Genomic DNA, 12,523 nt, shown 5'->3' on the forward strand with positions numbered 1-12,523 from the left:
GATCAATCAGCTCTTTCGGGATCGAAGGAAACTGGGGTTTGACCTCCGAGGCCGGTTTCTTTTTGGTCGGCATACATGCTCCTTTTCAACATGTTATGCCCGAACACAAAATTTCTGACAGTCTCGAGAAAGCAGCTCACCGAGCCTCCGTCTCTCCGAATGAGCCTCGCGAACAGGCGCACGAGCATGGATTCCATGAGCTTCACTCAGCCAACGCATGGGTACTTCAGCCTTACGCAATCCACTGGCATGAAAGTGTTCAAGTAATATTTCGTAAGTCGGAATCCGCCCCCAGAGGGCATCCACTTGGCTGAAAAAGTCAAAATAGGCGTGCACCCTTGCCGCCGCTTTTTTCGCCTCCATCTCACGCTGAAGCCATTCCCCAAAACTCCCAAACAATGGGCCCATCACTTGCGAACGGAAGCCCTGACAATCAATCGCCAAACGGTTCTTCAGCGTGCGACGCCAATAGCAGTCCTCACACTCGATACCTCTACCCGCCGGCATTTGATCACCGCAGGTGCCACAAGGCCTTGCACCCTCATCATTGCATGGCTTGCAAAGCCTCTTCCCCTGATTGTTTTCCACAAGAACTCGATGCCGCCGGCAACTTGGACATGTGGATGCGGATCTACTGCAAGCCGGGCAAGTCCGCAAACCTGTTTGCTCTTTGCGGGCCAAACGTCGGGAGAGCTTCCCACAGACCTCGCACGGCGCAGACTCCCGAAAATATGGTGCACAAGACTTGCAGACCGGACCGTATTGAGACATCAAACCGATCTTGAATTCGACTTTCTCACATCGCACACAGGGACGATTTCGCGCGCAGCTAACACAGTGAACCGCCAAGTCAAACACCGGCAAACGTGCAAAGTTTCCACAACCTGAACACATGCGACGCTTGAACAGACGCGGGTAACAGGTCGCACAATAGCGTTTGCCGTCGTGTACTTTTTTCGCTTTATTCATCACCCTGCCGCAGTCATCGCAGGCAGTATTGGAAATTGCCCCGTCAGAGACCATTTCGTTTCATCCTTCTCGTCAGTCGCAGCCACATGCGTAACACCTCCAACTGCGCGCGAGGGTGATCCATGTCCCGCTGGATTGGCCGATGCGGGGAATGGATTTTCAATGCACCGGCCATGCGCATCAAGATATCAGGAGCTCCGTGAGCAGGAACATGGAGAGCAGAAACAGGTAAAGTCGCTCGACAGGCTTCGGACATGAAGCGGTCCGGACCTGCAACCATCATCGCCCAAGCACCCGCGAGGAGCCGGGCACGCTCAGGCTGTGCCAAATACTCCAGAGGGAGAACGAGCAAGGCAGGCGTTAGCGACACCGCATCCACACCGAGGCACTCACAAAGTTGCAGTATCGATTTCGAGCGCTGCCGAGCAGCGACCTGTAACAGACTGACCATCGCCCGCGCTATCCGCATCCATTGCGTAAAGTCCAGAGCGACATCTCCAAACAACCCCGAGGAGCCGATCATCTGATCAGCGTACTTCTGAATGGCAAGAGCACCTGATAAGGGAGCGGTTCGAGCACATGCAGCTAGCTCAGAGCCGCAGGCATGGCATTGCCGTAAAAGATTTCCAGCCTTCAGCAGACCTGGCTGCAAAGGAGCGCCACATTGATAGCAACAGTCAATAAGGCTGATTTCATGGATCTCACAGCATGTGTGCCAGGCCAATCGCCATTGAATACGATAGTAGGGATTACCATGACTAAAACACTCAGGGCAACACTGAAGCCCCCCAGCATGAAACTTGTTGCGACAACCCAGCACAAGTAGCCATGGCCAGACTCCAGGTTGCTCCGTGTGACCGCCAAGTAGCAATTGTGCCGCCTGCCGTAATGTAGAAAGCTGCAGTTGGGTGGCGGGAATGCCAACATATGCCGAGATTTTCTCCAGCCTACTCAGCTCACCTCCACGATCAAAATCCTGAGTCCAGATTCGCAGGGTTGGCCATACCACGGCGGCCAAGCTAGTAGGCGAATAGCCGTGAGCCAGCGCGACACGCGCCAACCATGATGAAAACAGCTCATCTGGCATCAGTGGTTTAGACAGTGGCCATACGGGTGTTAACCCATGAGCTCCCGGATGCCACGTGTAGGACGGAGCCACGATTTACTCTCGATCAACTCTCTATCGATGTGCTCCTTACCCGAGACAATTGCCTCCTTTGCACATTCCACCAACAAGCGATGAATGTCGCCCGTATTGCCACCGGAAATCGAATGGATCAACTGAGCCTTGTCTGCCTTAAACAACTCAGAGGGCCGCTTGAGTGGCAGAACGGCTTCGAAAGCCTTCAGCAATCGTTGAAAGTCCGCATTGAGTTTCCAGAGATCCAGTTTGACCACATCAAAGCGACTGGCATGCTGCGGGTCATGGTGAAGTACTCGAACAGCTTCCGGTGTACCTACGCCGATAACCGGTATCGCCAGCTCGTTGCACAGGGCCTTGATGGCATTCATAACCTCCCTTTGCTTGATGGCGGAGCCAGTCAAAAGGGAATGGATTTCGTCGATGATCAGCATCCGCACGTTCAATTCACGAAAGGAATGGAAGACCTGATAGCGCAACGAGACTTTGGAGTCCGACGTGCGATACGGCATCCAAAGACGATCCAACAGTGCAATGTATAAATCCTTTTCATCAGCGGAAGGCGGGGCCTCGGCCAAGATTACAGGGCGCACGGGTTCTGCGTTTTCATCGACGTAACCCTCGCCATGAGTCTTCATGAACTGCCTAACGATAGTAGTCTTGCCGTTGTTCGAATCACCGACAATCAGCAGGTTTTGCATGCGCGGCCGCTTGGGCATATCGAACAAACATTCGAGGTTTTCCAGAATGCTGTGAGCGGCCTCGTACCCAATCCAGCGAGGCTCACCCATGAACAAGATGCGCTCACGATCAGAGAGCTGAAGTACCGGCCGGAAATCCGGAAGAAGATGCGCGTACTCACTCATGAAATGTCACCAATCAAGTCAACGTCATCGAGTAGCAGCCCCTCCGCTGCCGCGGGAACTTCCGCGACGACTTGGGCAACAGATTTTTTGGGGGACGCAGGAGTAACGTTCTTGTCGTGAACACGGTTCTTCTGAGCATCTCGACGCGCCTTTTTGGTCATTTGAGATGCGTTTTTCACGAGTTCACGATTTTCCAATATGAGCCTGGATATCGTTGCCTCGTCGACATGTTCGCGCCCCTCGTCCACCGCCTTCTTCTTCGCCGCCCTGAACTCCCAGACAGTTGCTGCAGGGAAAGCCTGATTGGCTACAGGTACACGAAAATACTGTTTTAGCAGCGGGTCAAAAAACCAAATGACACTGATATCACGCGGATCACGACGAAAAACGAATTTCCTGGCGAGACCTGTCTCTGGGTCAGTGGTATTGATCCAGTGCCGCAACGCCTCGGAGTAGTAGAAAACATCGATCTGCACACCATAGGTTTGCACTGTACGGTGAAAGGACGGTAGAAAGTCGAGCTGTACCGTCAACGCGTCATCCGGGCGCGGGGGGACGCTGACTAGAGGATCTAGCTCACGGTTACCAAAGAAACCCAGCTGCCACTTTCGGGCGGGGCTCATGTAGATGGCCGAATGGGGTGTTTGATGGTAACGAAGGATGGCACGTACCAACCATTTCTCAAACTCGCCCATCGTCAGTGCGGCGTTCTTGTCGGAATCGTACCCATCTCTGCCATTGGTATTGCTGAAGGTTGTACCAGGCAGCTCATGCAACATGCGCATGAACGTCCCAAGTAACCGTTCAATATGCCCGCCGTACTTGGGTACCTTAACCGGCCGGAACACGTTCTCGATGCCGTAGTTCGAGCAGGAACGACGAATGTTCTCAGCGCGGAAGTCTGGTCCGTTATCGGAGTGGATAACTCTCGGAAACCCCCAGACCGGCCAATTACCATCCACTTGATGAACATTCAACCAGTCCTCTTTCGGCAATGCTGAATGGGAGATGCACATCCCCACTGAGATCTCCGAAGGCTCTTCAAGGGCCAGATAGTAACCAGTGATCATCCGAGAGTGGACATCGACGGCGACAGTTAGCCACAGCCGGCCAATTGGCTTGCGATGAAGGTCATCCACGACGATCAAATCAATTGGGGTATGGTCGATCTGGACTACCGCCAGCGGATAATCAGCACCTGGGAACTTGCCCACAGACGGTGTGTATCGATTACGGGCCTGGTCAGCAAAACCGCGCTTTCTGAGTACCTGTTTTTCCGGGATCTTTGCGATCCGAGCGCGGATCGCGGAAGCACTCGGGGAGGCTAGCCCTTGAGCTTTCGCGCGCATTGCGACTTCGGCAATTGTTGACTGAATGGAAGGTCTCTGCGACTTGAGATAGTGCTCTTCAATGACGTCTTGAATGACTTTTTCAGCTTCAACGGTCAGCCTTGATGCCCCTGATCGCCACCCGCGTTTACGAGGAACCAAAGCTAGGATCTCATTCCAGTTTTGGTAACGCTCTAACCATCGATAAAGCGTAGCCGTATCAACTCCGACCTCTTTTGCTCTTTCCTCCACAGTGCATCGTGGATTGGTCGTTTCCTTGATCAGTGGACTGATCGCAGAAAATCGCTTCTGGGCGATGGTCCAGTCATCCGAGTTGATGGTGGCGATGTCGTGATTTACATAAAGCCCACTCATCTTTTCCTGTTCGACTGCTCGAAGCTCAGCAATCCGCAGTGAAGCACTCACTCCGGTTTCCACCTCTACCCCGATGACCGTATCGAAACCTAGAATTTGGAGAATCCGGTAAACGCTTTTTTCACGGCGCACCATAGCGCCAACTTCGATAGACACTCGTGACCTGGATGGCTCGAACGGAATTAGATGTTCATCGGTATCGACTTCGTAGATGTTCATAGTTGAGGTATCCACAACTCTAAAAACTGATCGAGCGGCTCGGTGATGTCGCAGGCGACCCGGCCCGTTGCGATGAGGTGCCACAGCAAAGAGACGCCTCTCTCGCGATAAATTCCATTGAAGTGCCGGGCTAATAGATAGTGCACAGGCGAGATCTCCGTCTCGCGCAAGGTATTGAGCACCATTTCGATGTCTTCGCGATCGAAAGCCATCCGTTCATAGCGCTCGAGAAAAACGATGTTGTCCAGAGGCAAACCGCGGATTCGAGACTCGTCATAGATGCTGAAACTCCAGCCTTGTTCGCGAGCATAACGCCGAGCAGCCTTCCACTTTCCTGACCATGCCCGCCAGTGCTCACGCCAAAGATATCCAGGCTTCACTTCGACCAACATTGGCTTGATGTAGTCTGCGTGCGTGCGACCGATCTGTTGGTAGTAGACCAGAAAGTCCGGGGTATACGTCTGCGGTCGTCCGTGCGGATCGATGAAGTCGACTCGTACTGGCTGAGCAACTACCGATGACACGCGATGGGAAAACCTCATTCGCTTAAGGAAATCTCTCTCCAGCAGCGATTCAAACGGCACACCGTCGGCACCTCGAAACGGCAGAAAACCAGAGACGCTGCGTCTCGTTGGCTTGATCTTTCTAACCTGTTTAGGTTGGTCGCAGCTATTTGTAGTCATTATCAATCCCGTCGCATTTATTTCGTGATTTCTTCGCAACTATTCCAACTGAGACTGACCGCATTCCGCGGTCTCTAGCCTAGCGCTTTCGCATCTATTTCAAAAGCCGACAGCAGCTCCAAACCGCAGCCCGGCGAAATCACCCTCGCCCACCATGGCGTGCTGTTCCTCGATGAGTTGCCCGAGTTCGACCGAAAGGTACTGGAGGTACTGCGCGAGCCATTGGAGTCCGGGCATATCGTGATTGCGCGGGCCAAGGATCGCGTGCGTTTCCCGGCGCGGTTTCAGTTGGTGGCGGCGATGAATCCGTGCCCCTGTGGATATCTTGGCGAGCCGAGCGGCAAGTGTTCGTGCACACCGGACATGGTGCAGCGTTATCGCAATAAACTGTCGGGGCCGTTGCTGGATCGGATCGATTTGCACCTGACGGTGGCGCGGGAAGCGACGGCGCTGAACCCGCAGGTGAAGCCGGGAGAGGACAGTGCCAGCGCAGCGGCGTTGGTGGCCGAGGCGCGTGAACGACAGCAAAAGCGTCAAGGCTGCGCCAATGCATTTCTTGATCTTCCGGGCCTGAAGAGGCACTGCACGTTATCCACAGCCGACGAATCCTGGCTGGAATCAGCTTGTGAACGGCTGACGCTATCGCTGCGCTCGGCCCATCGGTTACTCAAGGTCGCCAGAACCCTGGCTGACCTTGAGCAAGTCGATGCAATCAGGCGTGAACACCTCGCCGAAGCGCTGCAATACCGGCCGGCGACGCCTTAATGCTCGGTCAGATCAACCAGCGGTGTCTGCCGTACTTCGGTTGCACGCCCGGCCTGAATCTCGGTCACGCGTTTCAAGGCGTTATCCACAGCCCCTTTGTCCGCCAGCAGGCTGTAGCTGATCTGGAACTGTTTGTGTTCCTTCGGCGCAATGGTCGGCACCAGACTCAGCGGGCGCTGATAGCGGCGGTTGTAGGAGAAACTGGTGCCTGGCTCCAGCCCCGTGACATAGCCCTGCCCTTGGGTGTCAGTGTTTTTCCACAGGGAAAACACCGGCAATTGCTGGGTATTGAAGCCGACGGAGACACCAAGGCTGCCGGCCTTGTTGTGCAAAACGGCCAGGGTCTCGCCTTTGGCGTCGGCATAGGGCACGACATTGTAGACGGTTTCGTCGTAGTCCTTGGTTGGTGCGCGATACGTCTGCCAACTCGCCAATTCATCCTTGGCCTTGTCGTTGAACGGCGACACCTGTTTTACCGGCGCAGCAAAACGTGCGCCCTGTTCGAGGAACGGCGTGCTGAAGTTGCTGTGATACAGCGCCTGGTATTCCTTCGGATAATCGCCGTTGTTGGTCAGCGTATCGTTGAGTGCGAAACGCACGCTGCCGGGCTCGGTGACCAGTTCGGTGGCTACAGAGAAATCGACTTTCTTGAACGCCTGCTCTTTCAACTCGCCACGCAGGCTGATGGCGTAAGGCGGTTTTTCGTCGATGTGCAGCGTAACGGTACTGGCCGGAATGTTGGCAGCGCGTCCGTGCAGGGTCAGCAACTCACCCTTGTCCATGCCGGGATGGCCGACCCATTCGTAGCCGCAGCGGGTCACCAGTTCATTGAAACCTTCCAGCCAGCCCAATCCGCCGCGGCCATTGAGTTCGATGAATGCCGGGTTGACCACCTCCTTGACCGGCGAGTCCCACCCCATGCGCACGTTGCCAACGGAGGCGTGCAGGACATTCATGCCACGGGTCGGCACCACCGAGAGTTTCATCGCGCCATTGTCGATATCAACGATGCTGACACCTTCCTGCCGCCCGCCATGGAGGGTACGCAAGCTGACGGAGAAGGGTTTGTCGGTTTTCACACCGAGCTGTTCACTGGTGATGCTCCAGTTTTGCGCGGGCTTATTGGTATCGAGGAGCACGTAATCCCAAGCCATGGCGTGGGAAGCAGCGGACAGCGCGCCGAGTGCGGCAACGAGTTTGAGCAGGGTCATGGCAGCAGCCTTTATTGGAGTTGTGCCATTTTTATAGCGCTGCGGAAACGATTCAGCAAGTGTAATGACGGAAGTAGAGCTGCGATTGATCCGCGCAAGCAATTGCGGGCAAGTCCGCTCCCGCACGGTTCAACGGCGAGCACAATTTTTGCGCACAACCGATATACCTGTGGGAGCGGGCTTGCCCGCGATGGCTGTTTCAGAGGCGCATCAACGAAAACGATCAACCTCGGAACGCAAGTCCGCCGCCAATTTCTCAAGCTCTTTAGCCGTCACCGCAAGGTTGGAAACAACCTCACGCTGTTCACTGTTGGCCAACGCGATGCTCTGCAAGTTGCTGCTCAGCAAGGTCGCCGTGCTGCTCTGCTCCTGGGTTGCGGTGGTAATCGCGGCAAACTGTTGCCCGGCCGAGCGACTCTGCTCATCGATCCGCGCCAGTGCCGAAGCGACATTGGCGTTGCGCGACAAACCTTCCTGCATCAGCACATTGCCTTGTTCCATCGTGCTGATCGCATTACCGGTTTCCTGCTGAATGCTGTGGATCATGCTGGAAATTTCATCGGTGGCCTGACGCGTGCGCGAGGCCAGGCTACGCACTTCATCAGCCACCACGGCAAAGCCGCGACCTTGTTCACCGGCGCGGGCAGCTTCAATCGCCGCGTTGAGCGCCAGCAGGTTGGTCTGTTCGGCAATCGAGGTAATCACGCCGACAATGCCACCGATTTCCTGGGAGCGCTGGCCGAGGGTGTTGATCACCGTGGCGGTGCTGTTCAGGGCGCCCGCGATTTGCTCAAGCGACGACGAAGCCTCTTCCATCGAGCTGCGACCAATCTGCGTTTGCTGGGCATTTTCCTGAGCCAGACGCTGAGTGGCACCCATGTTGTCGGCGATGTCCAGCGAGGTTGCGCTGAACTCTTCAACCGCGCCGGCCATGCTGGTGATTTCGCCGGACTGCTGTTCCATGCCGTCGTATGCGCCACCGGACAGGCCGGAAAGTGCCTGCGCACGGCTGTTGACCTCTTCCGAGGCACGGCGGATGTGCTCGACCATGGTCGACAGCGCCTGGCTCATCTGGTTGAACGCGCGAGACAGCTGACCGATTTCATCATTGCTGGACACATTCAAACGCACGCTCAGATCACCGGCGCCCAGGGCTTCAGCCTGACGTACCAGGTCGCTCAATGGCGCGAGTTTGCTGCGCAGCAACCAGACCACGGAACCGACCGCCAACAACATCGCCAGCAGGCTGCCGATTGCCAGTTGGGTGCCGACGCTCCAGGTCACCGCGCGAATCTCGGCTTTCGGCATGCTTGCCACCACCGACCACGGCCCGCCGTCGAACGGCACCGATACGCTGTAGAAGTCTTCAGCCTTGTCGCTCCAGAACTGGCCCTTGCCCGGCGTCTTGGCCAAACCGCTGATCACTGCAATCGCTTGATCCTGCGCCTGCACGCCGGCTGGCGGAACCAGCCATTTGTTATGCTCATCCAGCAATGCCAGCGAGCCCGTCTGACCGATGCGGAAGCGCTTGAGGTTTTCAAATTGGGCGTTTTGCGCGTCGGTGTAGTCGAAACCGACGAACAGCACCGCAATCACCTTGCCGCTGCCGTCGCGCACCGGGGTGTATTGGGTCATATAGGAGCGATCGAACAGCACGGCACGACCCACGTAGCCCTGCCCTGCCATCAACTTCGCATAGGCCGGGTGAGTGTGATCAAGCAAAGTACCAATGGCGCGCGTGCCGTCCTGTTTGGTCAACGAGGTGCTGACCCGCACGAAATCTTCGCCGCTGCGCACAAACAGCGTGGCGACGCCGGCGGTCATCTGCTGGAACTCGTCAACTTCCTTGAAGTTGTTGTTCATCACTTCGCTGCCCAGGTGCAGGCCCGGCGTCTGGGTGCCGGCAACGGTCACCGGCTCACTCGGGTGAATGCTCAAACCTGTGCTGAATCGCATTTCGAACAACCCGCTCAGGCGCTGCGTGCTTTCACGCAAGGTGCCGTGGAAAGTGCTCAGTTGGTCAGCCAGCAGGCGGGCCTCACTGGCCAGATGCTCTTCACGAGTGGCGAGGTTGGCGGTATCCAGCGAACGCAGGGCGAAAACCGTACTGCCGCTGATGACAATCGCCAATATCACAGCGAGCGCGAGGCCCAGTTGTGAGGCGATCCGGGCGCGAGGTTGAGACATGGATAGCTCCTGGCCGAGCCACCGGATCCTCCTTGATCGCAGCACTTGCTCGGAAAATTCTAAGAATGGGGTGAATCGCGGACACCGGCACGACGGTTCCACAAGCACGTATTCGGCGGAAAAACCCAATACTTGAGCAATTAGCAAGGTTATGGCACAAGGCCGGCATTGTGAGGGCTCGAACGTTTCAGCTCAAGCGAACGACGGTCGGCAATTCCATGGCGCGGACTTCACCTTGCAGAAAATCACTCAGACGGCGCAAACGTTCACCTCCCGGACGGGTTTTGGGCCAGACCAGGTAATAGTTGAGTCCACTGGCAACCGCGGTCGGCCACGGCAAACTCAAGCGACCTTGCGCGACATCTTCGGCGACCATCAGCAGATCCCCCATCGACACGCCATAACCCCGAGCCGCCGCGATCATGCCAAGCTCCAGCGTATCGAACACCTGCCCGCCCTTGAGCGACACCTGATCGGACAGCCCCATGCACTCCAGCCAACTGCGCCAATCGCGTCGATCCGGGGTCGGGTGCAATAACTCGGTGGACGCCAGTCGCGCGACGTCCCACGGCTGGTCGTTGAGAAGATTGGGGGCGCCCACCGGGATCAGCTCTTCGGGAAACAGCAGGCTGGCTTCCCAGTCCGGCGGGAAATGGCCGTCGCTCAGCAGCACGGCACAGTCAAAGGGCTCATCGTTGAAATCCACCGAATCCACATCCATCCAGGCACTGGTCAGTTGCACCTCGTTGCCCGGTTGCAAATGGCGGAAGCGACTGAGCCGTGCCAGCAGCCAGCGCATGGTCAGTGTTGACGGGGCTTTCATGCGCAGGATGTCGTCCTCGGCGCGCAAGGTGTTGCAGGCCCGCTCAAGGGCGGTAAAACCTTCACGGATGCCCGGCAACAACATGCGCGCCGACTCGGTGAGTTGCAGGTGGCGCCCGCTGCGGTGAAACAAGCGGCAGGCAAAATGATCCTCAAGCGTGCGAATGTGCCGACTCACTGCACTTTGGGTGATCGACAGCTCTTCAGCGGCGCGCGTAAACGAGCTATGCCGCGCCGCCGCTTCAAATGCGCGCAGGGCATACAAAGGAGGAAGACGACGAGACATTCAGAAAGCTCCTATAGCGGGACGAGAGCAACTTAGCAGAATCCGCTCAGGATGAGTTTTAATCATGCCACCCATCCTTTTTATCCCTTTGTGCAATCGCGTGCATGCGCCGAGAATCGATGGTCTCCAGTTCCCTCTGTCAATCGAGTGGTGATGACCATGCAGCATCCTGTGCGTACCGAACTCTGGGCCATCCTGCGGCTGGCAGGGCCGCTGATTGCTTCACAGTTGGCACACATGCTGATGGTGCTGACCGACACCTTGATGATGGCGCGCTTGAGTCCCGAGGCTCTGGCTGGCGGCGGTCTCGGCGCGGCGACTTACTCGTTCGTGTCGATTTTCTGCATCGGCGTTATCGCTGCGGTCGGTACGCTGGTGGCGATCCGCAAGGGCGCGGGCGACATCATCGGTGCCGCACGCCTGACCCAGGCCGGGTTATGGCTGGCGTGGCTGATGGCACTGGGCGCCGGGCTGCTGCTCTGGAACCTCAAACCGGTGCTGCTGCTGTTCGGCCAGACCGAAACCAACGTCAACGCTGCGGGCCAGTTCCTGATTGCGCTGCCATTCGCCCTGCCCGGCTATTTGAGTTTCATGGCCCTGCGCGGCTTCACCAGCGCGATTGGCCGGGCGACCCCGGTCATGGTCATCAGTCTGGCCGGCACTGTGGCCAACTTCCTGCTCAATTACGCACTGATCACTGGCATGTTCGGCCTGCCGAAACTCGGGCTGATGGGCATCGGTCTGGTCACGGCGATTGTTGCCAACTGCATGGCGCTGGCACTGGCCTGGCACATTCGTCGGCACCCGGCCTATGACGCTTATCCGTTGCGCGCCGGCCTGTCGCGGCCTAACCGCCAATACCTCAAAGAGCTGTGGCGCCTCGGCCTGCCGATTGGCGGCACCTATGCGGTGGAAGTCGGGTTGTTCGCCTTCGCAGCGCTGTGCATGGGCACCATGGGCAGTACGCAATTGGGCGCGCATCAGATCGCCCTGCAGATCGTTTCGGTGGCGTTCATGGTGCCGGCGGGATTGTCATACGCGATCACCATGCGCATCGGCCAGCATTACGGCGCCGGGCAACTGAACGATGCGCGGATGTCCGGGCGGGTCGGGATCGTGTTCGGCGCGGTGGCCATGCTCGGGTTTGCGATGGTCTTCTGGCTGCTGCCAAATCAGTTGGTGGGCCTGTTCCTGGATCACAATGATCCGGCGTTCGCCGAGGTGATCAGGCTGGCGGTGAGCCTGCTGGCAGTGGCGGCGTGGTTCGAGCTGTTCGACGGCACCCAGACGATTGCCATGGGCTGCATTCGCGGCTTGAAGGACGCGAAGACTACATTTCTGGTCGGGCTCGGTTGCTATTGGTTGATCGGTGCGCCGGCCGCGTGGTGGATGGCGTTTCACCTGAATTGGGGACCGACGGGCGTCTGGTGGGGCCTGGCGCTGGGCTTGGCGTGCGCGGCAGTGAGCCTGACACTGGCGTTTGAGTGGAAGATGAAGCGGATGATTCGGCGCGAGCCTCGATCGCAAGGCTTCAATATCGCTCATGTCTCGTCCTGAATAAGGTTTACACCTTCTGGCTTCTTATCAGGAGGGTGCAATGGATACGGGCGCAAAACGTAGTCAGCGCGATTACACGCTGACTTTTAAATTGTCAGTTGTCGACCAAGTAGA

8 protein-coding genes and 1 pseudogene are annotated in these 12,523 nt (G+C 57.0%); 2 read left to right on the forward strand and 7 right to left on the reverse strand.

Annotated elements, in window-relative coordinates; translation table 11 throughout:
- Positions 1 to 1,012: 1,012 nt before the first annotated feature.
- Genes AACY02_RS25345 through AACY02_RS25360 form a run of 4 tightly spaced genes read right to left on the reverse strand, consistent with a single transcriptional unit; the run spans position 1,013 to position 5,440 of the window.
- Positions 1,013 to 2,056, reverse strand: a complete 1,044-nt coding sequence (locus AACY02_RS25345; RefSeq protein WP_339434276.1) for a TniQ family protein — start codon at positions 2,054 to 2,056, stop codon at positions 1,013 to 1,015.
- A gap of 29 nt (positions 2,057 to 2,085) precedes the next feature.
- Positions 2,086 to 2,976 carry a TniB family NTP-binding protein gene (locus AACY02_RS25350; protein WP_339434277.1) on the reverse strand — a complete coding sequence of 297 codons (891 nt, stop codon included), beginning with the start codon at positions 2,974 to 2,976 and terminating at the stop codon, positions 2,086 to 2,088.
- Complete coding sequence (locus AACY02_RS25355) at positions 2,973 to 4,898, reverse strand: DNA-binding domain-containing protein (RefSeq protein ID WP_339434278.1); 1,926 nt, start codon at positions 4,896 to 4,898, stop codon at positions 2,973 to 2,975. Before AACY02_RS25355 ends, AACY02_RS25350 begins: the two co-directional genes overlap by 4 nt.
- Positions 4,895 to 5,440: a TnsA endonuclease N-terminal domain-containing protein gene (locus tag AACY02_RS25360; RefSeq protein WP_339434283.1), complete on the reverse strand. Its 546-nt coding sequence runs from the start codon at positions 5,438 to 5,440 to the stop codon at positions 4,895 to 4,897. The genes AACY02_RS25355 and AACY02_RS25360 overlap by 4 nt, the downstream gene beginning before the upstream one ends.
- A gap of 258 nt (positions 5,441 to 5,698) precedes the next feature.
- Between AACY02_RS25360 and AACY02_RS25365 the strand changes: the two are divergent.
- Positions 5,699 to 6,346: pseudogene (locus AACY02_RS25365) on the forward strand (ATP-binding protein); the annotation flags it as partial.
- Here AACY02_RS25365 and AACY02_RS25370 read toward each other — a convergent pair.
- The 3 genes from AACY02_RS25370 to AACY02_RS25380 all read right to left on the reverse strand — a co-directional run bounded on the left by AACY02_RS25370 (position 6,343) and on the right by AACY02_RS25380 (position 10,852).
- Positions 6,343 to 7,557, reverse strand: a complete 1,215-nt coding sequence (locus AACY02_RS25370) for an aldose 1-epimerase family protein (protein ID WP_339434279.1) — start codon at positions 7,555 to 7,557, stop codon at positions 6,343 to 6,345. The pseudogene AACY02_RS25365 and the gene AACY02_RS25370 sit on opposite strands and share 4 nt — an antisense overlap.
- 210 nt (positions 7,558 to 7,767) lie before the next feature.
- A complete protein-coding gene (locus AACY02_RS25375) occupies positions 7,768 to 9,744 on the reverse strand; it encodes a methyl-accepting chemotaxis protein (protein ID WP_339434280.1) in 1,977 nt (658 codons plus the stop codon).
- A 187-nt stretch (positions 9,745 to 9,931) separates the two neighbouring features.
- The gene (locus AACY02_RS25380) at positions 9,932 to 10,852 is read right to left on the reverse strand and encodes a LysR substrate-binding domain-containing protein (protein ID WP_339434281.1); all 921 of its coding nucleotides are present in this window, start codon (positions 10,850 to 10,852) and stop codon (positions 9,932 to 9,934) included.
- A gap of 159 nt (positions 10,853 to 11,011) precedes the next feature.
- Here AACY02_RS25380 and AACY02_RS25385 point away from each other — a divergent pair, with 159 nt between their 5' ends.
- Positions 11,012 to 12,409: a NorM family multidrug efflux MATE transporter gene (locus tag AACY02_RS25385; protein WP_339434282.1), complete on the forward strand. Its 1,398-nt coding sequence runs from the start codon at positions 11,012 to 11,014 to the stop codon at positions 12,407 to 12,409.
- The last annotated feature ends 114 nt before the right edge of the window (positions 12,410 to 12,523 follow it).

This window comes from Pseudomonas sp. EA_65y_Pfl2_P78 (assembly GCF_963970495.1).
Lineage (GTDB): Bacteria > Pseudomonadota > Gammaproteobacteria > Pseudomonadales > Pseudomonadaceae > Aquipseudomonas > Aquipseudomonas baetica_A.